Origin of the sequence: Brucella rhizosphaerae (assembly GCF_002252475.1) — a bacterium.
Lineage (GTDB): Bacteria > Pseudomonadota > Alphaproteobacteria > Rhizobiales > Rhizobiaceae > Brucella > Brucella rhizosphaerae.
The window spans coordinates 245,318-270,055 of the sequence record NZ_NNRK01000029.1 but is presented as its reverse complement, the minus strand read 5'-3'; the positions used below and the strand labels follow the sequence as shown (position 1 = coordinate 270,055).

Genomic DNA, 24,738 nt, shown 5'->3' with positions numbered 1-24,738 from the left:
TAGTCTAATATTTGGTCCATAGCAAATGGAGCAGAACGATGAAAGCAGTTGCCTATCAAGTTGCCGGTAAGCTGGACCGTGCAGAATCTCTGGTTGATGTGACGTTGGAAAAGCCTGTCGTCACGGGTCGTGATCTTCTGGTTCGGGTCGAGGCGGTTTCAGTCAATCCGGTTGATTATAAAATCCGCAGTGGCGTGTCGCCGGAAGCAGGTCAATGGAAAGTGCTCGGCTGGGACGCTGTCGGTACGGTTGTTGAGACGGGTGCCGACGTGCGCAACTTTAAATCAGGTGATGAAGTCTGGTATGCGGGATCCTTGATCCGACCCGGTGCCAATAGCGAGTTTCATCTGGTCGATGAACGCATCGTAGCCCGTAAGCCGGTATCGCTTGCAAAAAGTGAAGCCGCAGCCTTGCCGCTCACATCGATCACCGCCTGGGAAATGCTGTTTGACCGACTGGATGTGCGTAAGCCAGTGCCGGGTGCTGCAAACGCTATCCTTATTATTGGTGGCGCAGGTGGCGTTGGTTCAATCGCTATCCAGCTGGCGCGCGCTTTGACTGATTTGACGGTGATTGCTACCGCGTCGCGACCGGAAACGCAGGAATGGGTGAAGCAGCTCGGCGCACATCATGTCGTCGATCACAGCAAGCCACTGGCGAAGCAGATCGAAGCTCTGGGGATTGGTGCGCCAGCTTTTGTCTTTTCGACCACGCAGACGCAGAATCATATTGATGAGATCGTCTCATTGATTGCACCGCAAGGACGGTTTGGCCTGATCGATGATCCCGAAACGCTCAATGCCATGCCGTTCAAACGCAAGTCTGTATCGGTGCACTGGGAGCTGATGTTTACACGTTCAATCTTTGAAACTGCGGATATGGGTGAGCAAGGCAAACTGCTGGATGACGTCGCTCAACTGATTGATGCGGGCAAAATCAAAACAACAGTGACGGAAGTGCTCTCGCCAATCAACGCTACCAATCTGAAATCTGCGCATGGACTGCTCGAAAGTGGCAAGGCCAAAGGCAAGATCGTTTTGGAAGGCTGGTAAGCAGCCCTCCAGGACCTCAGGATCAACGCCCCGGTCGGCCAGTCTTGCCGGGGGGGCGGCGCTTTTTGCGTGCAGCTTCAGCCGGATCTTCGTAAGAACCAATGCCTGAACGTTCGCGGCGGATGATGGCGTCGTCAGCACCTGCCGGCTTTTCCGTCCTCTTGACGGTCATCTCGTCCAGCGTGTTCTTGCGGAACAGCGGCTTTGCCGTATCCGTTCCCGGTCCCATATTGTCGAGCGTGGGCTTGGCAAACAGCGATTTCTTCGGCTCGGCATCCACTGTGCGGTGTACTTTGCGACCGGCATTGTGGCGTCCCTTGGTTCGGCCAGTCACAGGACTTTCCAGCTCCACCTCGCGTGCGAGCGGATCGTCGGAAATTGCCAGTTCCATCTCGCGCAAACGCTTGATTTCGTCGCGCATGCGTGCAGCCTTCTCGAAGTCGAGATCGGCTGCTGCGTCACGCATCTGCTTTTGCAGATGTTCAAGATGGGCGGTCAGATTGTTGCCCATCATCGCGCCTTGCTCGGCAAAGCCGGAAATGTCAGCGCGTACGTGATCCTGTTCGTAAACTGAATTCAGAATATCCGTTATATTCTTTTTCACCGAGGCAGGCGTGATGCCATGCTCTGTATTATAGGCTGCCTGCTTTTCGCGGCGACGGCTGGTTTCGTCCATCGCGCGCTGCATGGAGCCCGTTATATTATCCGCATACAGAATGACTTTGCCATCAACGTTACGCGCCGCACGACCGATGGTCTGGACGAGCGAAGTTTCAGAACGCAGAAAGCCTTCCTTGTCGGCATCGAGGATAGCGACGAAGCCGCATTCCGGAATATCGAGACCTTCGCGCAGCAGGTTGATACCCACCAATACATCGAAAGCGCCAAGGCGCAGGTCGCGGATGATTTCGATTCGCTCCAGCGTGTCGATATCCGAGTGCATATAGCGCACGCGAACGCCCTGCTCATGGAGATATTCGGTCAGGTCTTCAGCCATGCGCTTGGTCAGCACCGTGCAGAGTGTGCGATAGCCCTTACGCGCTGTTTCACGGATTTCACCCAGCACATCATCGACCTGATTTTTCGCTGGCCGCACTTCAACAGGCGGATCGATCAGGCCAGTTGGGCGAATAACCTGTTCGGCAAACACGCCGCCAGCTTCTTCGATTTCCCACTTGCCGGGTGTTGCCGATACGGCGATGGTTTGCGGACGCATAGCGTCCCATTCCTCGAAACGCAGCGGACGGTTGTCCATGCAGGAGGGTAGGCGGAAGCCATATTCGGCCAGTGTCGCTTTACGACGAAAGTCACCGCGATACATGCCACCGATCTGCGGAACCGTGACGTGGCTTTCATCAAGGAAGACGAGGGCGTTGTCTGGAATATATTCGAACAAAGTCGGCGGCGGTTCGCCCGGCTGGCGTCCTGTCAGATAGCGAGAATAGTTTTCGATGCCGTTGCAGACGCCGGTTGCCTCGAGCATTTCGAGGTCGAAAGTGGTGCGCTGTTCAAGGCGCTGAGCTTCAAGCAAACGTCCGGCATTGTTCAACTCGACAAGACGATGTTGAAGTTCATTCTGAATTGATTTGATGGCCTGATTGAGCGTCGGGCGCGGCGTTACATAGTGCGAATTTGCATAAATCTTGACCGATTGCAGATCGCCGGTCTTCTGGGCGGTCAACGGATCAAATTCAGCGATGGTTTCGATTTCGTCCCCGAAAAGGGAAATGCGCCAGGCACGGTCTTCCAAGTGGGCCGGGAAGATTTCAATTGTGTCACCACGAACGCGGAAAGAGCCGCGCACGAAATTGATGTCCTGTCGCTTATATTGCTGTGCCACGAGATCGGCCAGAAGCTGGCGCTGGTCGAGCCTGTCGCCGATCTTCATTTCGAAAGTCATGGCGGTATAGGTTTCGACCGAACCAATACCGTAAATGCACGAAACAGACGCAACAATAATGACGTCATCGCGCTCGATCAGCGCGCGCGTTGCCGCGTGCCGCATACGGTCGATCTGTTCGTTTACGGTTGATTCCTTTTCGATATAGGTATCCGACCGCGCCACATAAGCTTCCGGCTGATAATAATCGTAGTAGGAAACGAAATACTCGACAGCATTGTTCGGGAAGAAGCTTTTGAACTCGCCATATAGCTGCGCTGCCAAGGTTTTGTTGGGCGCAAGAATAAGCGCTGGACGCTGCGTTTCCTGAATAACCTTTGCCATGGTGAAAGTCTTGCCGGAGCCTGTGACGCCCAGCAGAACCTGCGTGCGGTCGTCATCTTTCAATCCGCTGACCAGATCGCGAATGGCTGTTGGCTGATCACCGGATGGTTCGAAACTCGATTCCATCTGGATCGCAATGCCACCTTCGGATTTTTCCGGGCGGGCAGGACGGTGCGGTGTCCAGAGTTCGCCGTTCTTGAACAGCGGATTGCCGGATTCGATCAGATCGGAAAGTGCTTGTACGGTCGCGGTCGCGCCAGAGGGATTAAACTCGGCGGCGTCTTCCAGACTGATGTCCAGTCCCGCCACAGGATTGAGACCGGCTGCGGCACGTTCTTTGGCTGAGGCAGCGCCACCCATCGAAGTGCCTCGCGCACTGCGCGAAGATTCTTTGCTGCGTTCCGGCACCTTTTTCGGGGGCTTCGCCGCTTTTGGCTTGGCTTGAGGCTTGATGGCCTCGTTGCTGATTTCTTTTGCCCAATCGGAAATGGACCCGGACAGTGGCGCGCCCGAAAAGTCGGACTGAGGCGCTTCACCGAAGCCGCCAGTCTGGCCCGTCTGATTGTGCGAATCCTGAGTATATTTGTCTTTTGAGGAAGCCATGCTCCCAATATGGAATTTCGCAACTCAAATGAAAAGGGTGCACGGATCAAAACCCATGCACCCGGTCCGGAATTTACATGGCTCCTGACATCAGGCTGTCAGGAGGAACTGCTTATCTGCGGCCATTTGGGCGCCAGCGGTCGCCCGGGCCATAAAAGTTTGGATGATAACCGGGATGATCGCGCCAGCCGGGACGGTCACCCCAATGTGGGCGGGGTTCGCCCCACTGACCTGGTCCACGCCAGCCGGGACCCGGACGATATGGACCCGGACCCCAACCAGAGCGGTAGGGGCGAGGCCCCCAACCGGGACCCCAGTTCGGTCCATCATTCCATCGGTTGTTGTTGTTGTTAATTGCAGAACCGATCACCAAGCCGGCAATGAGTGGTATGCCGACGGCTGCTGCAGTTGATCCGAAATTGTCATTGGTGGTGTAGCCGCCACCGCCTGTCTGAACGGCGATGTAGTTTGACGATGCCCAGCCATCAAGACCGCGATAGTTGACGCGACACCAGCCATAGCCACTTGTACAGCCTGCAACATCCAGAACAACGCCATTGGGGATGCTGCCCATTGATGGATATTGTGTGCCGGGGCCTGTGCGAAGGTTTATATTTGCAGTTGCGAGGCCACCGGACGCCTCTGCGTTGTTTGCAAATAAAAGAGCTAATGTAGCAATAGACGATACAATAATTAATCTCATAATATCCCCCGATATGTATTCCGTAGAGATGACTATAAATAGTAATATTTATTTTTACTTTAAATATTTTATGAATATTCTCTCATGATTAATAATTACAATTTTATATTATGTATTCTTGCCTGGTGTTTGATTTGCATGGCTGCGGTGCGCATGTCGCACTTTTCCTTGGTAATGGCTTGCAGCATACTTACAGGCGACTCAAACTTTCTGGTTTGACGCGCATTTTGACCGAATTTCGCTTTGCGCTTTTTGGGATGCGTTTTAGACGATCAAAGGATTTATTGATGAACGACATTAATTCGCCCAAGGGCATGCTGACTGTACGTACGCAGGCAATGCCAAAAGATACCAACTCGGCCGGTGATATTTTTGGCGGCTGGGTTATGGCACAAATGGACACGGCCAGCGGTATCCGTGCTGCGGAGCGTGCCAAGGGCCGTGTTGTGACAGCCGCTGTGCGTGAAATGTCCTTTGCGAAGCCTGTCAAAATTGGTGACATTCTTTGTGTGTATACTGAGATTACGCGGGTTGGCCGCACGTCGATTACGCTGCGTGTAGAAGCCTGGGCGCAGCGCTATCTTGCCGATGAGATGGATCTTGTGACTCATGGCGATTTCGTCATGGTGGCGCTCGACAAGAGCGGTCAGCCAACGCCGGTTCCTGCTGAGTGATACTTAACCCGGCTTCGAGCGACCTTTTGCGCCTGATAGGGCGCACAGTGCTCTGAGCCGGGCTGTTTTACTTGCATGCCCGATAGCCGCTGCGTCGCTGCATCAGGTCGAAATGGAAATGGTCGGCATGTTCGCGATTATAGCCAGGGCCGAGTACTGTGGTGAAGTAATCGCACGCATCTGAACGAACGCTATTGAGCAAGCCTTTCTCGCGAAAGGCAAAAAAGCCCGGTTTGCGGACAGTTATGCTTTTACCATTGTTCAGAACGATCCTGGTGACGTCGATGGCGTTGCCGCGCGAATGCTCGGACATCTTCGCACCACGGCGATGATTCATCGTTCGGCAGGAATAACCACCGGCATTGTGAATCGTATTGACGCCGGACAAATAGCGCAGGCGTGCCGATGGTTGCAGATCACCCTTAATCCAGCGCGCAAATGCTTCTGTGACCTGACAATTCAATGTTGCCGCTGGTTTGAAAGCGATCGAACCGCTGTTGAACCCGCTGACTTCGATGGGGTTATCAATGCGACAGCTGCCGCTCTGATTGATGGGGGATTTTTCGGTAAAAACAACGCCGAGCCGCTTCAGACGTGTCCGACAGGCACTCTCTGAATTGGACATCGCATAAATGTTTTCGGCAGTGCTGACCGGGTTCTGTACAGGGACTGCGAAGCCATAATCGCCGGTATAATGCGGCTGGCTCTGCGTTGTCATCTCATTGGCATTATTTTCGATTTCTTCAGCCAGCCCAACAACGCGCTCTTCGCGTGGCGCATTGGCAGAGACGACAGGGGCAGGCGGTATCACATCGGCATTGCCAATTTCGGCTTGCGGACGTGGTGGGCGATCACCGGAACAACCAGCCACCAAGGCAAGCAGTGCAAAACTTGCCGGTAACAAACAGCGATGAAAGCGGTTGGACAACACAATACTCATGTCCCTGCCTTTCATTTTGAAACCGGGCCTGAATTCATATTAGACGATAAGCGTAAACGAACAGTCAGTGCCCCTGTTAAGGGCTGTGGCACAATCGGGGCTATATGCTGGCCATTCGATGGTCACAAGATTGGCGAATTCTTCATGCCTTTTTGCTAACGATCCTGAGCAGCGGTTTCGGGCCAAGCCGCGACAATGTCCTCCCGGTCCCTGAAGTTTTTTTCATGTCAGCACTGATGTCGCCGAGTGTTCTGCCGATTTTGCTTCTCATCGGCTCCAATGTTTTCATGACTTTTGCCTGGTATGGGCATCTGAAATTCACCAGTACGCCACTGGTGACGGTTATCTTCATCAGCTGGGGTATCGCGCTGCTCGAATATTGTCTGGCTGTGCCGGCAAACCGTATCGGGCATGAGGTTTATTCGGCAGCACAGCTAAAAACGATGCAGGAAGTCATCACACTCGTGATTTTCAGCCTGTTCTCGATCTTCTATCTAAAAGAAGCTTTCACCTGGAATCATCTGCTTGGGTTCGCCCTGATCGCAGGTGGTGCCGCGCTGATATTCAGGGGTTAAGCCTGTTCAGTGGCTGGGATTGGTTCTGCCCTGCGTTTCCAGAACATGGGAACCAGTTCCACCGCAAGCATGGCGGCAAACAGCAAGCCACAGCCAATAAAGCCGATGAATTTGAGACGTTCGCCAAGAAACATTGCGCCGAACAGAGCGGCAAATAAAGCTTCCGATGACAGGAAAATAGCGGCCTGTGCCGATGTGGTGTAGCGCTGACCGATGGCTTGCAGGGTGAATGCAGCACCAGATGAGAAGACGCCTGTAAACAACAGTTCTTTCCACGTAAGCGCGATAATGTTCCAGTTGATGTCTTCGACCGCAGCGGCAATCAGTAGGCCTGCGGCGGCTGCAGTTGCAAACTGTACACAGCTAAGCGCGATGGGGCGTCCGGCACGGTTGGCGCGGCTGATCAGCAGCACCTGCATGGCCCAGAAAACTGCGCCGCATATGACCAGCCAGTCGCCCTGCTTAAGTGCGCTTAATGCCCCGCCTGACAGAAGAAAAATACCTGTAAGGCAAGCGGCCGCGCTAGGCCAAACCACTGGATGCGGCCAGCTGCGAAAAATAATGACGCCCAGCACTGGCACCATCACGACATAAAGCCCCGTCAGAAATCCAGCATTGGTGACAGATGTGGTGATCAGCCCGATCTGTTGCAGAGCGAGACCTATAAACAGGACAGCGCCCACAAGCATGAAAAAGAGGTAGTTCTGGCTCTGAAGCTTGTGCGGTGAACGTCTGCCTTCAGCAATGGAGAAGGGCAAAACGGTAAGCGCTGCAATTGCTGAGCGAACACCGATAAACAGGAATGGTCCGATACTCGCCATGGCTGTGGATTGGGCCACAAAGCCCATGCCCCAAATGACACCTGCCAGAAGGAGTAGTAAATTTGCCTGCACACGCGTCATTGTTGTTTCACCCCAAAGAAAAACACCCACAATGATCTGGATCATTTTCCCGGGGTCGTCATGCTATAGGAAATATCACAGGGGATCGGCAAGACGGTACTTGAGCGCGCCGATTTGATTGAACAAGATTGGAGCGGTAAAGCTTGTTTTAACGCACATGCTGGCCGAAAGCTGTTTCATACGTTTCAGGATGTGTTCCAAGCACGACAAGCACGCACTTTAGCACATTGATATTGGATATTATGGGGTGGGATATGCTTTTTCGGAAATTTGGGCTGAGAGCAATTTTGCTGGCGGGAGTGGCGACAACATCGTTGGTTTCAGACGCAGGCATATCCCAGGCTGCTTATAAGTTGATCCGGGACACATCTGTTTTATGTGACCTTGCTCAGAATTGCACAGTGAGTCTCACTCCAGTCGCGAGTGAAGACGCGCCGGCCCTTGGTATTTATCGTAGCAGTGGCGTTGGCTCGAAGCCGGAGTTGCAGCTTTCCTATATCGATCCGTCGAAGGTTTCGGGAAAACTGGAACTGTCTGTCGACGGGAAGTCGGTGCTGGCCATAGAAGCATCGGCGGCATCGCTCAAGGGCGACCAACTCAATTATGCCGATGCGAGCGCGATAGCCAAACTGATTGATGTCTTGAAGAACGGCCAGAAACTGCAACTCAAATTCGCAGGCCAGACCTCAAATTATTCGCTTTCGGGGTTTGTTGGCAGTTTGATCTATGCCGATGAGCAGCAGTCGCGCGCTGGTACTGTCGATGCTTTGCAGGCAAAGGGGAACAAGCCTGCACCGCCGCCTTCTGCAGTGAAACTCATTGCTTCAGTCGAACAGATACCGGAGAAAATCCGTAAGGATTTCACCGATGAAAGTGCCGTTTGTGGCACTTCAAGCGGCAATTCTTTCAGCACAGGCGGAGGCTTTGAAGCCAAAATCGCGGATGGGCTTGACCTGATCGGGATGCCATGCGGTTCGCCAGGTGCATATAATCAGCCTTATGTGTTCTACAGCCAATACGAGAATCAGGTGATTCCAATTTCGCTGCCGACGATTTCAGATGATGGTCCAACCGTTACGGATCAGGCATGGAACATTGACTGGTCGCAACAAAACAAGACGCTGACAGCTTTTTTCAAGGGCAGGGGGCTGGGTGATTGCGGCATCTATGATGTCTGGAAGGCGACGGATACTGGTGAAGGGCATGTGCGGTTTGTGCTTTTACAGGAGCGCTCAAAGGGCGACTGCGATGGCAATTATGACGGTGGTCCTGAGAAATGGCCTTCAAGCTGGCCGGTTCATGCCAAATAGGACCGGTTGTTCCGTAGAATTAACAGGCAAAAATTTTTCTTCGTGAAATCATTGATGAAAATGCTATAGTTACAGCAACATCACTTTGAACGGTTCCGAAGCACATGTTTCGGTGACCGTTTTCTTTTTGTGTACCGGCAGGCAATCAAACCTTCCGGACGGGTGTCCTGAGCCAATTGTGGAGCAGGATCAGGCGGGCAATCAAACTGCCGTCGCGTTCATCCTGGAGGGAAGCGCGGCGGGCGATGGAAAGGACTGGACTGGGTATGGAAAAGTTCCCTATGACCCCTCGCGGTTTCGAAAACCTCAAGGAAGAACTCCGCACGCGTCAGCAAAATGAACGCCCACGGATCATTGAGGCAATTGCTGAAGCGCGTGCGCATGGCGATCTTTCGGAAAACGCCGAATATCACGCTGCTAAAGAAGCCCAGAGCCTGAATGAAGGCCGTATCAATGAGCTGGAAGAGCTTGTTGGTCGTGCTGAAGTCATTGATGTAACAAAGCTTTCTGGCGACAAGATCAAGTTCGGCGCAACCGTTAAGCTGATCGATGAAGATACAGAAGAAGAGAAGGTCTATCAGATCGTTGGCGATCAGGAAGCTGACGTGAAAGAAGGCCGTATTTCGATTTCCTCGCCTATCGCGCGTGCGCTGATCGGCAAGGGTGAAGGCGATACGATTGAGGTCAATGCACCCGGCGGTTCGCGTTCATACGAGATTCTCGGTCTCAAGTTTATCTGAGATCGTAATGCCAGATAAGAGGCCCCAAAACGGGTTTGTTCCGGTTCAGGATGTCGAAGTCGTAGCGCCTAATTTCAAGCGTCGCCTTTCCGGCGTGACTTCGACTATCGTGCAGCTAATCCCTTTGCAGCGTGCAAAGGGATTAGGAATCGCAACGATGGGCCCCGGACTGCCTGAAACTCTGCCGCATCTCGGCTGGGGCGCTCTTTTTTCATTCTGGAAAAAGCCCGCCAAGCGGCGTTTCCGTATCTGGCATGCACGCCGGAATATCGAAATGCTTGCAGGTATTTTTATGCGCGACGTCCTGCGCATGAAATTGCGGCTGGTGTTCACTTCTGCAGCGCAACGTCATCATAAGCCTTTTACCAAATGGCTGATCCGCCGCATGAATGCGGTGATCGCGACCAGCGGCCGTTCAGGCAGTTTTCTCGAAGTGCCGCATCAGGTCATCATGCATGGCGTTGACCTTGAGCGGTTTCATCCGCCCGTCGGTGAAGAAGACCAGTTCAGCGCCTCGGGCCTGCCCGGGAAATATGCCATTGGTTGTTTTGGGCGCGTGCGTCACTCCAAAGGCACCGACCTGTTTGTTGATGCAATGATTGCGCTTTTGCCGAAATATCCTGAATGGACGGCAATTATCACAGGCCGGACGACTGCTGAACATCAGGCATTTGAAGATGATTTAAAGGCCCGTATTGCTGCAGCAGGATTGCAGGATCGCATCCGCATTCTTGGTGAAGTGCCGGACGTGCGTATCTGGTATCGTCGTCTCACACTCTATGTCGCGCCATCTCGAAATGAAGGTTTTGGTCTTACGCCACTCGAAGCGATGGCCTCGAAAACCGCTGTCGTTGCAAGCGATGCTGGTGCTTATGCTGAAATGATCGTCGATGGAACTGGCCGTTTTGTTGCGGCTGGCGACGGTAATGCGCTGCGTGATGCTATCGAGCCATATCTGGCCGACCCCGCTATGGCTCAACGCGATGGTGAAAACGCGCTTGCGCATGTTCGCGAAGCTTTCCCGCTCGAAAAAGAGGCCGCAGCAATCAGTGCAGTCTATGAGCAGGTTTTTAGTCGTTAAGATTACGCTCAAGCAAAAAGAGCGACCGCGCATGAACGCAGTCGCTCTCTCATTTAATACTTCACTGAACTAGAGAATCATCAGCGGTTCGTCCTTCACAGGACGAATGGTCAGGGCTGTACGGACCGAATCCACATTGGGGGCAGCGGTCAGCTCTTCGATGACGAAAGTCTGGAAAGTGTTGAGGTCGCGTGCGACGCAATGGAGGAGGAAATCGGACTCACCCGATACCATCCATGCGCGGCGTACCAGCGGCCACTGCTTGGACTTCTCGGCAAAAGCCTTGAGATCGGCATCAGCCTGACGATGCAAACCCACTGAACAGAACGCGACAAGATCCTGCCCGAGAGCGTTGCCGTTCAGAATGGCGCGATAGCCACGAATGACGCCACTTTCTTCCAGCTTGCGCACACGACGCAAGCAGGGAGGGGCAGAGATACCGACACGTTCGGCCAGCTCAACATTGGTGATGCGCCCGTTATTCTGGAGCTCCCGAAGGATTTTCCAATCGATTTCGTCCAGATCAGCCTTGATCGGCATGCAAAACTCCGCGCGCAATGAAATTTCATTCAGGCGTAATTATAAAACACTCAGCGCTGCTATAGCGCAATCTAATCCTGCTCATACCAAAAGAAACGACAGGATGTAAACCGCCTAAAGCGTTGTTAGCGCATCCAGAAAGTACGTGTGAACAGGATAAATACGGTTACGAGCTCAAGACGACCAACCAACATGAGGAACGAGAGTACCCAAAGTGCAGGGTCGTGGATTGTTGAGAAATTGCCGGCGGGGCCAATGGTATCCCCGAATCCCGGGCCCACGTTGGACAATGCAGTCAGTGCTCCGGTGAAGGCCGAGACGAAATCAAGACCAAGAGAAGCCAGCAGAACGGCACCGATGATGAGCGATGCAATATAGAGAAACAGATACAGCAATACGTTCTGAGCTATCTCTCCGGACACCTCAGAGGAACCGTACCGGATTTTTATAACTGCATGGGGCATCACAAGGCGTGCGAGATTGGCTTGTGTCAGGCTCCACAGAATGATGAGACGGTTCATCTTGATGCCGCCCGACGTTGATCCTGCACAGCCGCCGAGAAACGATGCGAGGAAGAAAATACCAAGGGCTGGTGGCCCCCACAGCGAATAATCCTCGGTCGTGAAGCCGGTGGTCGTGATAACGGAAACGAAGTGGAATGATGCGGAAATGAGCGCGTCGCCAAACGGAACGTTCGATCCCAGTCGCAAAACTATCGCCAGAACGAAGCTGAAACCGATGACGAGGGTAAAAAACAGTTTTACCTGCGGGTCGGCAAGTGACTCCAGCCGGCGTGGCATGAATGCCTTGATATAAAGAACGAAGGGCAAAGCCGAAAGTGCCATGAAAATGGTCGATACAACGAGCAGCTTCTGGTTACCCTCATAAAAACCGAATGAATTATCATGGGTTGAAAAACCTGCTGTCGCGACTGTTGCCAAGCCGTGATTGATTGCATCGAACATACTCATGCCGACTGCGAAATAGGCAATCATGCAGGCTGCTGTCAGAGTGAGATAGGCCATCACAATGCCCAGAGCGATCTGGTTCATGCGTGGCAGAATTTTTTCCGATTTGTCGGAATTTTCCATGTGAAAGAGCGCAAGGCCGCCTGCGCGTAGCGAAGGCAGCATCAAGAGTGCCAAGCCGATAAAGCCTACGCCGCCGATCCAGCACAATAGCGAGCGCCAGAGCAGAATTCCGCGCTGCATCTCGTCAAGATCGGTGAGGGCAGTGGCACCAGTAGATGTTACGCCCGACATGGCTTCAAAGAACGCGGTCGCATAACTGATAGGCAGATGCGAAAAATAGAGCGGGATCGAGCCAAGAAAACTTGCCGTCAGCCAGAGGCATGCAGTCAGCAGAAATCCGAGACGTGGTGTGAACCGTGAGTTCTGGCTTTGGGTTGCAAACAGGATCAGTGCCGATAATGCACCTGTTGCCGCCGCAGAGCGCACGAAGATCAGCCAGTCGTCGCTGCCATCACGCAAGTCGATAGCCGCAGGCAACAGCATTGCTACAGCCATGACGAGGCCGAAACGTGCACAGATATTAGCAACGGTCTTGTATATGGCCTTTGGCTCCAGCGATTTTGAAGGCTGCTTTATTGCCCTGTGTTTAACGCGGGAACTTCGCCGCCGCAATGTGAGTATGCCGCATCATTGTACGGAATGGTGACAAGCTGTGGCTAAAGCGCAGCAAATGCCGTGGGAACCTTGCAAACAGCGGATCGCAGACCTACCTTGGCCACAATATCAGGGCATTGGCAAAGCTGGGCGCGAAGGCGATTCTGGTGAGCCGAAAGCCCACGATTTAAATCGATTTTTGGACCGGAGAACTATCCTCATGTCACAGCGTCATGCGCCCGTTATTGTAATCGGCTCTGGTCCGGCAGGCTATACGGCGGCCATTTATGCTGCGCGCGCGATGCTCAAGCCGATCATCATTACCGGCTTGCAGCAGGGTGGTCAGTTGATGATCACGACTGATGTGGAAAACTATCCGGGCTATGCCGAACCAGTGCAGGGCCCGTGGATGATGGACCAGATGGCCACGCAGGCACAGAATGTTGGCGCTGAAATCCTTTATGACATCATCACTGAAGTCGATACGACGTCGCGTCCTTTTCGTCTGATCGGCGATTCCGGCACCGTTTATACTTGTGATGCGCTGATTATTGCGACCGGTGCTCAGGCGAAATGGCTTGGTCTGGAGAGCGAACAGACTTTCATGGGCGGTGGCGTTTCAGCTTGTGCGACCTGTGATGGCTTCTTCTATCGCGGCAAGGATGTGGTTGTGGTTGGCGGCGGCAATACGGCTGTCGAAGAAGCACTCTATCTTTCGCATATCGCCAGGAGCGTTACCGTGGTGCATCGCCGTGAAGGTTTCCGCGCCGAGAAGATCATGCAGGATCGCCTGATGTCACGTGAGAACGTCAAGGTTATCTGGAACAGCGTTATTGACGAGATCGTAGGGACAGAAGCGCAGCCACCTATGGGTGCGACGGTGACAGGTGTTCGTCTCAAGAATATCGCGACTGGCGCGTTGAGCGAGCATGAAGTTCACGGCGTGTTCGTCGCGATTGGGCATGCGCCTGCAGTTTCTTTGTTCGAGGGCAAGCTCAAGCAGAAGCCAAATGGCTATCTTTGGACCGCACCCGATTCGACCGCTACCGACGTGCCGGGCATTTTTGCCGCTGGTGATGTTACCGATGATATTTACCGGCAGGCAGTGACTGCCGCTGGTATGGGCTGCATGGCAGCGCTCGAATCCGAGCGCTGGTTGGCTGCACAGGAACCGCTGCACGAAGCTGCGGAGTAACGAGAGGGGGAGAAGGTGGTCGCACCGCTCGACTGGGACAAACTGCGCATTTTCCATGCTGCTGCGGAAGCCGGGTCCTTCACCCATGCCGCACAGACATTGCATCTGTCGCAATCCGCTATTTCGCGTCAGGTCAGCGCGTTGGAGCAGGACGTTGGCGTTCCGTTATTCCATCGCCATGCCCGCGGCCTTATTTTGACAGAGCAGGGTGAAACGCTCTATCGGACGGCGCATGACGTGCTGATGAAGCTCGAAAATGTCCGTTCGAAACTGGCTGAAAGCAAGGAGAAGCCCACAGGGCGTCTACGCGTCACGACAACAGTTGGTTTGGGTTCAGGCTGGTTGATCGAACGCATTCAGGAGTTTGTCGAGCTCTATCCTGATGTGCAGCTTCAGCTCATTCTTGATAATGAAGAGCTGGATCTCACCATGCGTCATGCAGACTGCGCGATCCGTCTGCGTCAGCCCCAGCAGCCCGATCTGATCCAGCGCCGTCTGTTCACTGTGCATATGCACGTCTATGCGTCGGCAGGCTATGTTTCCAAATACGGCAAGCTGAATTCGATCGATGAGATTGACCAGCATCGTGTGGTGACATTTGGTGAGCCTGCGCCGAGCTATCTCACCGGGTTGAACTGGCTGGAGATCGCGGGTCGCTCAGATGGAAGTGCACGCATTCCGGTTTTGCAGGTGAATAATCTGCTGTCCATTCGTCGTGCTGTTCAGCGCGGTGTTGGCATAGCAGTTCTGCCAGACTATATGGCGGATAAGGAATCCGGTCTGGTGCAGCTTCTGCCCGAGCTTGAGGAAATTCCGTCGTTTGATACGTTCTTCTGCTACCCGGAAGCGTTGAAAAATTCGGCTAAGCTTCATGCCTTCCGTGACTTCCTATTCTCGAAGGCGCGCAACTGGACCTTCTGATTTCGGTTCTACGATATGAAAAGGCCGCGCTGGATCATCCAGCGCGGCCTTTTCTTTTTCGCGTGTGTTACTTACGCGGCAGCAGGCGCTGCACTTCCTTGGATGCATCTGCGAGAGCGTCTTCGGGCGATGCCGACTGTTCCACGACGCGCGAGAGATTATCGACGATGGTCTGCGTAACCTTGACGCCATTTGACCCGGGGAAAGCATACCACGGGATCATCAGTGACATCTGGCTGAGACCGGCTTTAAACAGTGGGTTTTCCTCGTAGAATTTGCCGAGATACTCATCCGACTTTGCTGCCAGTTCGTTATTTGGAACATAGCCTGTACCCGGAACGACAACAGATGCGCCATAAGGGCCGGCAGCGAACTTGGCGAATTTCCAGGCAGCATCCTGCTTGGCCTGATCTTCGGTCAGGATAACAACCGCATTACCGCCGGTTGGCAGACGACCTTTTTCCTGGTTGAGAAGGGGAATTTTGGCGGTGCGCATGTCGAACTTATCGCCGACATTCTTGATCGTGTTGCGCAGCGCACCGGTTGTCTGGAATGCAAAGCCGACTTTACCGGCGGCAAAAGCCTGCTCACCGGCAGCCTTCGTCAGAACCGGCAGGCCGCCTTCTTTCACCATACGATCTACAAGCTTGAAGGCTGCGAGACCTTCTGGCCCATCAAAGGCCACTTTCTTCTCATCTTGGGTCAGCATTGTGCCACCAGCACCAAACAGAAGGGCTGAGAACATCCAGTCATCGCCCTGCCAGCGGAAATCGATGCCTTCGTTGCCATTGCCCAGTGCCTTGATCTTGCCGCCGAGCTCGATCACTTCGTCCCAGGTTGCTGGAGGTGTGTCGGGATTGCCACCTGCGGCCTTAACCAGATCGGCATTGTAATACATGATCGGGTTTGAGGTTGCGAAAGCCAGACCGACCTGACGGTCGCCTACACGTGCGAGGCTCAGCAGATGGTCGGTGAAGCCCTGGGCTTCCATATCTGCTTCTTTATCGACAAGCGGCTTCATGTCGACGCCGATATTGCGTTCAGCCAATACGCGCAGGCGGTTCAGACCAGTGAAGGTAATGTCCGGCATTTCTGAGGTGCCAGCCTGACGCATGATCGTCTGAATGCCTTCTTCGTAAGTCGCCGAAGGACTTACAAAGTTGATCTTGATGTCAGGGTTTTCTTCCATAAACTTCGTGGAGATGTCGGCCATGACATCCTTGAAGAAGCCCGGCATCGGATAATGTACATTCAGTGTGGTGTCAGCGAAAGCAGGCGCGGTGAGGCCTGTCGCAACAGCCAGAGCGGCAAGAGCGCTAGAAAGGCGTTTCATGGAGTAACTCCTGTGGGGATGGGGAGGGAGAATTCAGCCCTTTAGGCCGGTTAAGGTTATGCCTTCGATGAAGCGCCGCTGCGCTGCGAGAAACGCGAGCAGAAGCGGTAGTGTAATGATGAGTGTCGCTGCCATCAGCGCGCCGTAATCATCGCCTGCTTCGGCTGCGCGAAAATACAGAAGGCCGAGTGGCGGTGTGGCGCGCTCCATGCCATTGACGACAATCAGCGGCCAGAAAAGATCGTTCCAATGAGCGACAACCGAGAAGATCGAGAAAGCAGTGATAGCAGGCCATGCATTGGGAACGATAACCCGCATGACGATACCTGCTTCGGACATGCCATCAAGACGAGCTGCACTGATGAGATCATCTGGCAGGGCGCGAAAAAACTGCAGAAACAGGAAAATCCCGAAGACCGAGATGAAGAATGGAGCGCTTAGAGCAAAATAGCTGTTGAGCACTCCAAGCTGATTAAAGCCGACATAGAATGGTAATGCGGTCGCATGGATTGGCACCAGCAGACCAAGCATGACCATCATCATCATGGTGCGTTGGCCGCGAAACTGCAGCTTTGCCATGGCATAGGCACAGGGAATGGCGATGACGACTTGAACGACGAGAACCAACGCGCAGACAACAACACCGTTAAACAGCAGAAGCCCCATCGGCACACGTGTCAAAGCCTTGGTCAGATTGTCCCAAAGCGCCCAATGCTGCGGGATAAGCGAAAGCGAGGATGAGAAAATGTCCTGTTGGGACTTTGCGGCTGTGGACAGCATGAAGATGTAGGGTGCCAGAAAAAGCAGCGCACCCAGCGACAGAATTCCGAGACGGAAAGAACGAGCCAATGTCATCCGGGTTTCCTCAATAGTGGGTGCGACGGTCAAGCAGACGAAACTGCAGCATCATCAGGACAATAAGAACGGCGAGGAAAATCACGGTCATTGCTGAGGCATAGCCAACCCGCAGATAGACGAAGCCTTCCTGATAGATGGTCCAGAGCAGCACTTCGGATGCTTTGTTCGGGCCGCCTTCTGTGAGTGTCTTGACTGTCTCAAAGACCTTCACTGCATTGATGATGCTGATCGTTGTTACAAAAAGCGTGGTGGGACCGAGCAAAGGCCACGTAACCAGTCGAAAGCGCTCCCAGCTGCTTTTCACGCCGTCAACTTCTGCTGCCGAATAAAGCTCGCGCGGGATGGCAGTGAGACCTGCCAGAAACAGCACCATGTTAAAGCCGACGCTTTGCCACACGCCGATCATTGCAAGGCTGGTGAGAACCGTGTCACTGGAACCGAGCCAGTTTGGGCCAGTGATGCCAATCATGCCAAGCATGGCATTGACGGGGCCCAGGGTCGGGTGCAGCAGATATTGCCACACCGTTGCCATCGCAACGAGAAGCGACGCGACCGGCAGAAAATAGACCGTGCGGAAGAACGACTTGCCGCGCACTTCGCTTTCAATAAGCAGCGCTACGCCCAGGCCGAGAAAGACTGAGGCTGGAGCCACAATAGCAGTGTAGACCGCAGTGTTCTTGAGCGAGATCAGGAAGGTGCGGTCACTGAACAGCTCAGCATAATTACCAAGGCCGATAAACTCGAAACCATCATAACCAAGTTCAAAATTAGTGAAGCTCCAGAAGATCACGGCGGCGGTAGGCAGCAGGATCAGGAGCACAGTCAGAAGAATCGCTGGAGCTGCAAGTTTCCAGGCAAGACGTTCTTCACGTCGGCGAGCATTTTCTGCGGCTGTGCGCGCGCGGCTTACGCCTGAATGGGGAAGGGCGGCATCAGACATGAGCCGGTGCCTTTTCACGGGCTGCAAGTGTCACGATGTTATCGGCAGGTTGGCGCAAGCGCAGCCCGTCACCGCCAAAAAGATAGGCGTTGGCGGCCTCAAAATGCAGGCCGACTGGCAAGCCGGTAGTGATGTGTTTTGCATTTGCCGGGTCGAGTTTTGCCGTCAGTTCCTGTAACGTGCCGGGTGCTTTCATATAGATCAGCACTTCTGAACCCAGAAACTCGATCCGTGAGACGGTTGCGCTGATGCCGGTCTTGTCATGCGGCACGATACGGACATGTTCGGGTCTGATGCCGATGTGGACTTGCGCGCCGAAATGGGCAGCAACGCCTTGCAGAATGGCGTGACCGGCAAAATGAACAATGCCGTTGTCACTGATCACTGCTTCCAGAATATTGATGCGCGGCGTACCTATGAATTGCGCCACTTCGATATGCTTCGGATCGTTGTAGATTGCAGTTGGAGTATCGATCTGCAGCAACTTGCCACCCATCATGACTGCAACACGGTCAGCCATGCTGAGCGCTTCGGCCTGATCATGAGTAACGTAGATCGTCGGTACACCAGCACGACGATGCAGTTCGACAATCTCTGCACGGGTATGAACGCGGAGATTAGCATCGAGATTGGATAGTGGCTCATCCATCAAAAATGCGCCCGGCTGGCGAACAAGAGCGCGGGCGAGAGCTACACGCTGGCGCTGGCCTCCCGACATCTGGCCCGGCTTACGATCAAGCAACTGGTCTATTTTCAGGCTGGTCGCTGTGGCTCTGACCTGTTTCTGAATGGCTGTACGCTTTTTCCTCTGGCTGGGCATCAGGGAGCCGATGAGCGGCATGCGCTCAAGCGTTGTCAGATCACGCATGGCGAGCGGTACGGCGATGTTCTGTGCCGCCGTCAAGTGCGGATAGAGCGCGTAAGATTGAAAGACCATTGCCATATTTCGGTCGGCTGGATGCGCTGCGGTAATGTCGCGCCCAGCAATGGCGATACTGCCTTCGTCTGCATGGTCCAGCCCGGCCAGAATGCGCAGTAATGTGCTTTTCCCACAGCCGGAAGGGCCAACGAGAGCGATGAATTCCCCCTCCGCCACTTCCAGTGAGATGCCATCGAGAATGCGGTTGCTGCCATAGGATTTGCTGATGTCGTGGAGGGTGAGCGTGCTCACTGGCTGGCCTCCTCAGCAACCTTTGCGGCGTTGCCGTCGCCGGTGTGATGGGGATAGACCTCGTGCATGACATCGTCGATCACAAAGGGCTTCAGTTCTGCGATGTGGACGATTTCGCTTCTTGCGCTCTCACCGAGATCATGGATGACTGCACCGAGAATGCGTTCGCCGGGCAGATCGCGTTCAATCGAACCTACTGTGAATGCGGCAGCGGGTGCCCAGATATAGCTGATGCCATCAGTAGTACCTGCCCAGGCACGATGCAGATGGCCGCTGGCATGAAGTTTTACATTGTGGGCTGAGAAAAGATCATAAAGGCGCTGGCGAGGCGCCGGGCGAATGCCCCAGTAACCTGTGTCGCCTTCATTTGGCGTATCAACGAAAACGGGCTTGTGAGCAAAGACCGCAACTGGCTTGCCATCACTGTTGATCAATTCAGCTTCCAGCCACTGGAACTGCTCTTCTTCCTCAGCGGAGCCTGCACCGATGATGAGGCTGTTCAGACCAATGATGCGCCAGTCGCCAAAATCTTTAGCCCAATAGTCCGGGCCGAAATGATTACGCCAGCGCTCAAGGCGCTCAAGGTTAACGGGCTGGTGGCTGCCGGGAAGATGGCCGATGTCATGATTGCCGGGCAAGCTCAGAACCGGAGCAGAGAGCTCTGCAATACGGTCGCGGCAGAAAACCAGGTCAGCTTCGACATCGGCTCCGTCGACGGTCAAGTCACCTGTATGAATGATAAGGTCCGGCTTCTGCTGTTCGACCCACGCGACCAATGGAGACCAGTTGCTGTTGAAGTGCGACTTGGTAGGGCTGAGGTGAGTGTCTGTAATCTGAACGATACGCAAGGTGGCGCTCCTTCTTGAATAAGGGGTGCGCGCAGCACGTGCCGTTTTGGGCATTCATCGGGGATAGCTGCGGCCTTGCGAGGGCTTCTATGCCTCTTCTGTGACAGGTTCGATGCAGCGCGGTGATAGTTTCGTGACAGCCCCTGTGAATGTTGCCACTGGAAGTGATTTGCTGTTTTTACAGGCAAGGCAGGCTTGAATCTGCCTGCTGTTTGGGCGGTCTTTATAGGGCTGATATCGAATAATGATTCAGTGGTTAATCAGTAAGCGTATGAATTTATTTATGTTTTTCTGATTTTTTAGCTATGCAAAAAACGCATGGCTGTATTGCTATAAAGTTGCATTGCAAAAACAATGAGCACAAGGCATATAAAGGTCATCTCAGCGCTGCGTTTCCTCCTCCCATTTGCGCAGGCTGAGTGTTCCCCTCTGGAGGTTTGCCTCAATGGCACCTTCAAAACTCAAAGCCAGACATTTGTCTGGCTTTTTTTTTGGCTTTTTGCCAAGCCACCACTTTTTCTCAGAAGTGCAGATACGAAAAAGGGGCCTTTCGGCCCCTTCGTCATTCAATGTCTGAAGTGTTTAGCGCAGGCTTGCGCAGAAGCGCTGGATGCGGGAGCAGGCTTCTTCAAGAAGCTCATCCGACGTCGCATAGGAAATGCGGAAGTTTGGTCCAAGACCGAAAGCCGAGCCGTGAACCACAGCAACGCCTTCTGCTTCCAGCAGTTCGGAGACGAAATCTTCGTCGGTCTCGATAACCTTGCCTGCTTCCGTCTTCTTGCCGATAAGGCCAGCGCATGACGGATAAACGTAGAACGCACCTTCAGGGGTTGGGCAGTTGATGCCCTTCGCCTGGTTGAGCATGGAAACAACCAGATCACGACGAGCCTGGAAGATTTCCTTGTTCTTAGGGATGAAGTCCTGCGTGCCGTTCAGCGCTTCAACCGCAGCCCACTGAGCGATTGAGCAGGCACCAGAGGTCTGCTGACCTTGTACCATGTCCATAGCCTTGATGAGCTGCAGCGGGCCTGCTGCGTAGCCGATACGCCAGCCGGTCATTGCATAGGCCTTCGATACGCCGTTCATGGTCAGTGTACGATCATAGAGCGAAGGCTCTACCTGTGCAGGCGTCGTGAAAACGAAGTCGCCATAGACGAGATGCTCATACATGTCGTCGGTCAGAATCCAGACCTGTGGGTGACGAACGAGAACGTCAGTCAGGGACTTCAGTTCTGCTTCCGTATAGGCGGAACCGGTTGGGTTCGACGGCGAGTTGAAAATCAGCCACTTGGTCTTTGGCGTGATTGCCTTTTCGAGATCAGCAGCAGTCAGTTTGAAATTGTCTTCCTGACGCGTGTTGACGAAAACTGGCGTGCCGCCATTGATGGCAACCATTTCAGGATAGCTGACCCAATACGGAGCAGGGACGATCACTTCGTCGCCTGGGTTCAGCGTTGCCATGAAAGCGTTGAACAGAATCTGCTTGCCGCCCGTTCCAACGATAACCTGTTCAGGCTTGTAGTCGAGACCATTTTCACGCTTGAACTTGGCAACGATAGCCTGACGCAACTCAGGGATACCTGCAACTGGTGTGTACTTGGTTTCGCCGCGATTAATCGCGTCGATAGCAGCTTGCTTGATATTGTCTGGTGTGTCGAAATCGGGTTCGCCCGCTCCGAGACCAATCACGTCCTTGCCCTTGGCTTTCAGTTCGCGTGCTTTCTGGCTGACTGCGATGGTCGCAGATGGCTTTACACGAGAAAGGGCGTCGGCGAGAAATGCCATGATAGATCTCCATAGATGGCAGGATCAGATAACCGGCACCGGGCACGGTCCGGTTTTGCGGACTTTCTATGTCGCATTGGCGCACGAATCGCAACAAAAGCTTTGCAGTTTCGCAAGAAATTCCGGTTTCTCGCGAGAATGTGTTGCTGAAAAGGTCTGATCCATCAACGCCACGAACATATTGTTTCAATGAAACTGATTGGACAGCCGGCACGGATGCAAAGATGTTATACCGTAAAGGAGAAGCAGATGCTCACGATCTATTCACAGCCAGATTCCGGAAATTGCTATAAGCCACGGCTTTTGCTTGCGAAACTCGGTAAGCCGTTCAAGCACGTTGCTGTTTCTTCCCTTGATGGTTCAACGCGAACGCCAGAATATCTGGCGAAAAACCCCAATGGCAAGGTTCCTTTGCTGGAGCTTGAGGATGGCCGGTTCATAGCCGAATCGAATGCAATTCTTCTCTATCTGGCTGAGAACACACGCTACCTGCCGAAGGATGCCTATGAACGAGCGCTGGTTTATCAATGGCTCTTCTTCGAGCAATATAGCCATGAACCTTATATTGCTGTGCGCCGTGCTCTGATGGTTTATCCTGAACGTGCGCGTGACGCGACGCCTGAACGTCTGGCTTCAACACTCGTCGGTGGCGAAAAAGCGCTGGGCGTGATGGAGGAGCAGCTGAAGAAGACGCCATTTCTGGCTGGCGACAGCCTGACAGTCGCTGATATCGCGCTTTATGCCTATACGCACGAGGCGCACCGAGGTGGCTTCAACATGGAGCGCTATCCTGCAATCAATGCGTGGCTTACCCGTGTAGCTGCCGATGAGGGGCATGTGTTGCTGGACTGGTTGCCAGAATAAAATCGGTGCTCTCAAACTGTTGATCACAGGTGCATCTATTCGTCCTGATCTTTGTTGATAGTCTCCCTCACGGTGATTGTACCGAGCAGGATCAGGTCATGAAGACAGCATCTAGGACTTTTGGCATCTACAAGGTCTCCATTTTGCACGACGGTGTATTAAAGCCGCCCTCAAATGTGCTCGTTCACCCTGAAGGTCAGCGGGCGCTTGAGAAAGCGCTTGATGGTTTCGATGCGTCCGAGTTGAAAATGATGGTGAACTGTTTTCTGCTGGAAGGGCCGGATGAGATCATTCTCATTGATACGGGTGTGGGTTCATTTTGGGGTGAGGGCTTTGGTCAGGCGCGCGACGCATTGAAGGCGGCAGGCGTTAATCCGCAGGATGTCAAAAAGGTAATTGTCACCCACGTCCATGGCGATCATGTTGCCGGCTTGTTTGAAGCGGGTACGCTTTATTATCCGAATGCAGAGGTCTATGTGCCGGATGTCGATCTGAACCACTTTTCGGATAAGGCGATTATGGCTGCAACACCGGAGCAGCGCCGAGGCGGCTTTACCATGGCCGATCTTCTGAATACGCATTACGGGCCCAGGTTGCAGCGTTTTCAGGAAGGTAAGCTTCTCGATGAGATTGAGATCATCCAATTGCCCGGACATACGCCGGGGCATGTGGGATGCTTGATCGGTCGGGATGGTGATCAATTGTTGATTCTTGCCGATGGTCTGCATCTCGCGGAACTGCAGCCAAGGGACCCGAACATCAGTCTCGTTTATGATCTGGACATGGACAACGCGATCAGCAGCCGAAAGCGGGCATTGAGCAGAGCGGCTGATGAAGGCTGGGTGATCGCCGGCAGTCATCTGCGTGGATTTAGTCGCGTAGAGAGGAAAGGCGAAGGGTTCACTCTGGAGCCGTTGGCATAACACCATAGAAAAAGGCGGGGTGTTGCCCCGCCTTTCGTTTGCCTATTCGGCAAAAATTATGCTGCGACGAGGTTGTCGGCAGACGAGCGGCCCGAACGGCGGTCCTGTACGATTTCGTACGTAACCTTCTGGCCTTCATCGAGCGTGGCCAGACCAGCGCGCTGAACAGCGGAAATGTGGACGAAAATGTCCGTGCCGCCCTGATCAGGCTGAATGAAGCCGAAGCCCTTGGTCGTGTTGAACCACTTAACTGTTCCCGTAGCCATGGGAAATTCCTTTGTAACATTAGTAGTAGTGTAGTCCGTATGCTTCGCACACGTCCCCGTGAATCGAATTTATGGACAGGAGATCGTCAGGAAGCACGGCAGGCCGGGCGGGTCGCAAAGTCACTTGACCGAAAAATCGATGACAAGACTATATGCGACAAATTTGACCAACACAAGACAGGCTATGCTATCTCTAAAGGCCTATTTTTGTAATGCTTTTCCCCATTCCCAAGCCAATCCGAGCACGTGCTTCTTCCAATGGCAACCAGAACAATTCGAATAGAATTGGTTTGTTTCCGTCGCAAGGAAACATTTCATAGTGGTGCCATTGATTGGGAAATCTGCCGTTCAGTGGAAGATGAAAGCTGTGACGGATATGTGTTTCTGTTTGGGTCGGTACAATATACTCGTATTTGACTGTTTCCAGATAGTTCATACCGATCGCCCTGAGGATGCCAGTCTCTTCGTGAAACTCGCGATAGGCTGCGGCTTGCATTGTTTCACCTTCATCGACAGTTCCACCTGGAACCTGAAGCGGTACGTCTGGGTTCTCCGGTTCGCAAAAGACGAGCAGGTTGCTGTTCCACGTGGCGTAAATCAGAACTTTATCGATTGCTTTGTTGGAGGTGGTCATCGGAAGCCTTCGCGCGGTTTGTACTTTATAC

Annotated in this window: 24 protein-coding genes and 1 pseudogene; 10 read left to right on the top strand and 15 right to left on the bottom strand. The window is 53.5% G+C overall.

The genetic code is table 11. The annotated features are described in order from the left end of the window. The first annotated feature begins 38 nt into the window (after positions 1-38). Entirely contained in the window at positions 39-1,052 is a 1,014-nt protein-coding gene (locus CEV32_RS14005) for a zinc-binding alcohol dehydrogenase family protein (RefSeq protein ID WP_094577716.1), read from the top strand. A gap of 22 nt (positions 1,053-1,074) precedes the next feature. Here the strand turns inward: CEV32_RS14005 and uvrB are convergent, their stop codons facing one another. Continuing rightward, positions 1,075-3,879, bottom strand: a complete 2,805-nt coding sequence (gene uvrB / locus CEV32_RS14000; RefSeq protein WP_094577715.1) for an excinuclease ABC subunit UvrB — start codon at positions 3,877-3,879, stop codon at positions 1,075-1,077. 112 nt (positions 3,880-3,991) lie between these two features. Continuing rightward, positions 3,992-4,582 (bottom strand): SH3 domain-containing protein, encoded by a 591-nt coding sequence (locus CEV32_RS13995; RefSeq protein WP_094577714.1) that lies wholly within the window; start codon positions 4,580-4,582, stop codon positions 3,992-3,994. A 287-nt stretch (positions 4,583-4,869) separates the two neighbouring features. Here CEV32_RS13995 and CEV32_RS13990 point away from each other — a divergent pair, with 287 nt between their 5' ends. Then, positions 4,870-5,256: an acyl-CoA thioesterase gene (locus tag CEV32_RS13990; RefSeq protein ID WP_094577884.1), complete on the top strand. Its 387-nt coding sequence runs from the start codon at positions 4,870-4,872 to the stop codon at positions 5,254-5,256. Between the two features lie 67 nt (positions 5,257-5,323). On the opposite strand, the gene CEV32_RS13985 is transcribed toward CEV32_RS13990, so the two are convergent. Then, positions 5,324-6,196 (bottom strand): extensin-like domain-containing protein, encoded by an 873-nt coding sequence (locus CEV32_RS13985; RefSeq protein ID WP_235818822.1) that lies wholly within the window; start codon positions 6,194-6,196, stop codon positions 5,324-5,326. 224 nt (positions 6,197-6,420) lie between these two features. On the opposite strand from CEV32_RS13985, the gene CEV32_RS13980 reads away from it, so the two are divergent. Further along, on the top strand, positions 6,421-6,771 hold the full coding sequence (locus tag CEV32_RS13980) for a DMT family protein (RefSeq protein WP_094577883.1): 351 nt from the start codon (positions 6,421-6,423) through the stop codon (positions 6,769-6,771). Here the strand turns inward: CEV32_RS13980 and CEV32_RS13975 are convergent. Then, a complete protein-coding gene (locus CEV32_RS13975; RefSeq protein WP_094577882.1) occupies positions 6,768-7,673 on the bottom strand; it encodes a DMT family transporter in 906 nt (301 codons plus the stop codon). The two genes, CEV32_RS13980 and CEV32_RS13975, sit on opposite strands and share 4 nt — an antisense overlap. Positions 7,674-7,927: 254 nt before the next feature. On the opposite strand from CEV32_RS13975, the gene CEV32_RS13970 reads away from it, so the two are divergent. The 3 genes from CEV32_RS13970 (at position 7,928) to CEV32_RS13960 (ending at position 10,804) form a co-directional block, all read left to right on the top strand. Then, entirely contained in the window at positions 7,928-8,983 is a 1,056-nt protein-coding gene (locus CEV32_RS13970; RefSeq protein ID WP_094577712.1) for a DUF1176 domain-containing protein, read from the top strand. Between the two features lie 266 nt (positions 8,984-9,249). Next, the gene (gene greA, locus CEV32_RS13965) at positions 9,250-9,723 is read left to right on the top strand and encodes a transcription elongation factor GreA (RefSeq protein WP_094577711.1); all 474 of its coding nucleotides are present in this window, start codon (positions 9,250-9,252) and stop codon (positions 9,721-9,723) included. A gap of 7 nt (positions 9,724-9,730) precedes the next feature. After that, positions 9,731-10,804 (top strand): glycosyltransferase family 4 protein, encoded by a 1,074-nt coding sequence (locus CEV32_RS13960; protein WP_094577710.1) that lies wholly within the window; start codon positions 9,731-9,733, stop codon positions 10,802-10,804. Between the two features lie 69 nt (positions 10,805-10,873). Here CEV32_RS13960 and CEV32_RS13955 read toward each other — a convergent pair whose 3' ends face one another. Both CEV32_RS13955 and CEV32_RS13950 read right to left on the bottom strand, forming a co-directional pair. Then, positions 10,874-11,344, bottom strand: coding sequence for an Lrp/AsnC family transcriptional regulator (locus tag CEV32_RS13955; protein ID WP_024899459.1), 471 nt, complete (start codon positions 11,342-11,344; stop codon positions 10,874-10,876). A 125-nt stretch (positions 11,345-11,469) separates the two neighbouring features. After that, positions 11,470-12,870, bottom strand: coding sequence for a TrkH family potassium uptake protein (locus CEV32_RS13950; protein ID WP_094577709.1), 1,401 nt, complete (start codon positions 12,868-12,870; stop codon positions 11,470-11,472). Positions 12,871-13,189: 319 nt separating this feature from the next. On the opposite strand from CEV32_RS13950, the gene trxB reads away from it, so the two are divergent. Both trxB and CEV32_RS13940 read left to right on the top strand, forming a co-directional pair. Beyond that, the gene (gene trxB / locus CEV32_RS13945; RefSeq protein ID WP_094577708.1) at positions 13,190-14,164 is read left to right on the top strand and encodes a thioredoxin-disulfide reductase; all 975 of its coding nucleotides are present in this window, start codon (positions 13,190-13,192) and stop codon (positions 14,162-14,164) included. Between the two features lie 15 nt (positions 14,165-14,179). Beyond that, positions 14,180-15,085, top strand: a complete 906-nt coding sequence (locus CEV32_RS13940; protein WP_024899462.1) for a LysR family transcriptional regulator — start codon at positions 14,180-14,182, stop codon at positions 15,083-15,085. A 67-nt stretch (positions 15,086-15,152) separates the two neighbouring features. Here CEV32_RS13940 and CEV32_RS13935 read toward each other — a convergent pair whose 3' ends face one another. From CEV32_RS13935 to CEV32_RS13905, 7 genes and pseudogenes are all read right to left on the bottom strand, one after another. Then, entirely contained in the window at positions 15,153-16,418 is a 1,266-nt protein-coding gene (locus tag CEV32_RS13935; RefSeq protein WP_094577707.1) for an ABC transporter substrate-binding protein, read from the bottom strand. A gap of 33 nt (positions 16,419-16,451) precedes the next feature. After that, on the bottom strand, positions 16,452-17,273 hold the full coding sequence (locus tag CEV32_RS13930) for a carbohydrate ABC transporter permease (RefSeq protein WP_094577706.1): 822 nt from the start codon (positions 17,271-17,273) through the stop codon (positions 16,452-16,454). A gap of 10 nt (positions 17,274-17,283) precedes the next feature. Next, positions 17,284-18,216 carry a carbohydrate ABC transporter permease gene (locus CEV32_RS13925; protein WP_094577705.1) on the bottom strand — a complete coding sequence of 311 codons (933 nt, stop codon included), beginning with the start codon at positions 18,214-18,216 and terminating at the stop codon, positions 17,284-17,286. Then, positions 18,209-19,387, bottom strand: a complete 1,179-nt coding sequence (locus tag CEV32_RS13920) for an ABC transporter ATP-binding protein (RefSeq protein WP_094577704.1) — start codon at positions 19,385-19,387, stop codon at positions 18,209-18,211. Before CEV32_RS13920 ends, CEV32_RS13925 begins: the two co-directional genes overlap by 8 nt. Beyond that, positions 19,384-20,235: a metallophosphoesterase family protein gene (locus CEV32_RS13915; RefSeq protein ID WP_094577881.1), complete on the bottom strand. Its 852-nt coding sequence runs from the start codon at positions 20,233-20,235 to the stop codon at positions 19,384-19,386. Before CEV32_RS13915 ends, CEV32_RS13920 begins: the two co-directional genes overlap by 4 nt. A gap of 376 nt (positions 20,236-20,611) precedes the next feature. Beyond that, a pseudogene (locus CEV32_RS23940) lies at positions 20,612-20,801 on the bottom strand (hypothetical protein). 16 nt (positions 20,802-20,817) lie between these two features. Continuing rightward, positions 20,818-22,020, bottom strand: a complete 1,203-nt coding sequence (locus tag CEV32_RS13905) for a pyridoxal phosphate-dependent aminotransferase (protein ID WP_094577703.1) — start codon at positions 22,018-22,020, stop codon at positions 20,818-20,820. Between the two features lie 249 nt (positions 22,021-22,269). On the opposite strand from CEV32_RS13905, the gene CEV32_RS13900 reads away from it, so the two are divergent. Together CEV32_RS13900 and CEV32_RS13895 are read left to right on the top strand one after the other, a co-directional pair. Beyond that, positions 22,270-22,884, top strand: coding sequence for a glutathione S-transferase family protein (locus CEV32_RS13900; protein WP_094577702.1), 615 nt, complete (start codon positions 22,270-22,272; stop codon positions 22,882-22,884). A 98-nt stretch (positions 22,885-22,982) separates the two neighbouring features. Further along, the gene (locus CEV32_RS13895) at positions 22,983-23,807 is read left to right on the top strand and encodes an MBL fold metallo-hydrolase (protein ID WP_094577701.1); all 825 of its coding nucleotides are present in this window, start codon (positions 22,983-22,985) and stop codon (positions 23,805-23,807) included. A 56-nt stretch (positions 23,808-23,863) separates the two neighbouring features. Here CEV32_RS13895 and CEV32_RS13890 read toward each other — a convergent pair whose 3' ends face one another. Continuing rightward, positions 23,864-24,073: a cold-shock protein gene (locus tag CEV32_RS13890; protein ID WP_094577700.1), complete on the bottom strand. Its 210-nt coding sequence runs from the start codon at positions 24,071-24,073 to the stop codon at positions 23,864-23,866. A 193-nt stretch (positions 24,074-24,266) separates the two neighbouring features. Next, positions 24,267-24,707 (bottom strand): NUDIX hydrolase, encoded by a 441-nt coding sequence (locus tag CEV32_RS13885; protein ID WP_094577699.1) that lies wholly within the window; start codon positions 24,705-24,707, stop codon positions 24,267-24,269. Positions 24,708-24,738 lie beyond the last annotated feature (31 nt).

What these genes read in the sequence shown, in the direction of transcription:
- CEV32_RS13890 (WP_094577700.1), bottom strand. Translation starts at nt 24,073, where the DNA reads ATGGCTACGGGAACAGTTAAGTGGTTCAACACGACCAAGGGCTTCGGC.
- CEV32_RS13975 (WP_094577882.1), bottom strand. Translation starts at nt 7,673, where the DNA reads ATGACGCGTGTGCAGGCAAATTTACTACTCCTTCTGGCAGGTGTCATT.
- trxB (WP_094577708.1), top strand. Translation starts at nt 13,190, where the DNA reads ATGTCACAGCGTCATGCGCCCGTTATTGTAATCGGCTCTGGTCCGGCA.
- CEV32_RS13950 (WP_094577709.1), bottom strand. Translation starts at nt 12,870, where the DNA reads ATGGCTGTAGCAATGCTGTTGCCTGCGGCTATCGACTTGCGTGATGGC.
- CEV32_RS13930 (WP_094577706.1), bottom strand. Translation starts at nt 17,273, where the DNA reads ATGACATTGGCTCGTTCTTTCCGTCTCGGAATTCTGTCGCTGGGTGCG.
- CEV32_RS13935 (WP_094577707.1), bottom strand. Translation starts at nt 16,418, where the DNA reads ATGAAACGCCTTTCTAGCGCTCTTGCCGCTCTGGCTGTTGCGACAGGC.
- CEV32_RS13905 (WP_094577703.1), bottom strand. Translation starts at nt 22,020, where the DNA reads ATGGCATTTCTCGCCGACGCCCTTTCTCGTGTAAAGCCATCTGCGACC.
- CEV32_RS13990 (WP_094577884.1), top strand. Translation starts at nt 4,870, where the DNA reads ATGAACGACATTAATTCGCCCAAGGGCATGCTGACTGTACGTACGCAG.
- CEV32_RS13955 (WP_024899459.1), bottom strand. Translation starts at nt 11,344, where the DNA reads ATGCCGATCAAGGCTGATCTGGACGAAATCGATTGGAAAATCCTTCGG.
- CEV32_RS13900 (WP_094577702.1), top strand. Translation starts at nt 22,270, where the DNA reads ATGCTCACGATCTATTCACAGCCAGATTCCGGAAATTGCTATAAGCCA.
- CEV32_RS13925 (WP_094577705.1), bottom strand. Translation starts at nt 18,216, where the DNA reads ATGTCTGATGCCGCCCTTCCCCATTCAGGCGTAAGCCGCGCGCGCACA.
- greA (WP_094577711.1), top strand. Translation starts at nt 9,250, where the DNA reads ATGGAAAAGTTCCCTATGACCCCTCGCGGTTTCGAAAACCTCAAGGAA.
- CEV32_RS13970 (WP_094577712.1), top strand. Translation starts at nt 7,928, where the DNA reads ATGCTTTTTCGGAAATTTGGGCTGAGAGCAATTTTGCTGGCGGGAGTG.
- CEV32_RS13960 (WP_094577710.1), top strand. Translation starts at nt 9,731, where the DNA reads ATGCCAGATAAGAGGCCCCAAAACGGGTTTGTTCCGGTTCAGGATGTC.
- CEV32_RS13980 (WP_094577883.1), top strand. Translation starts at nt 6,421, where the DNA reads ATGTCAGCACTGATGTCGCCGAGTGTTCTGCCGATTTTGCTTCTCATC.
- CEV32_RS13895 (WP_094577701.1), top strand. Translation starts at nt 22,983, where the DNA reads ATGAAGACAGCATCTAGGACTTTTGGCATCTACAAGGTCTCCATTTTG.
- uvrB (WP_094577715.1), bottom strand. Translation starts at nt 3,879, where the DNA reads ATGGCTTCCTCAAAAGACAAATATACTCAGGATTCGCACAATCAGACG.
- CEV32_RS13985 (WP_235818822.1), bottom strand. Translation starts at nt 6,196, where the DNA reads ATGAGTATTGTGTTGTCCAACCGCTTTCATCGCTGTTTGTTACCGGCA.
- CEV32_RS13995 (WP_094577714.1), bottom strand. Translation starts at nt 4,582, where the DNA reads ATGAGATTAATTATTGTATCGTCTATTGCTACATTAGCTCTTTTATTT.
- CEV32_RS13885 (WP_094577699.1), bottom strand. Translation starts at nt 24,707, where the DNA reads ATGACCACCTCCAACAAAGCAATCGATAAAGTTCTGATTTACGCCACG.
- CEV32_RS14005 (WP_094577716.1), top strand. Translation starts at nt 39, where the DNA reads ATGAAAGCAGTTGCCTATCAAGTTGCCGGTAAGCTGGACCGTGCAGAA.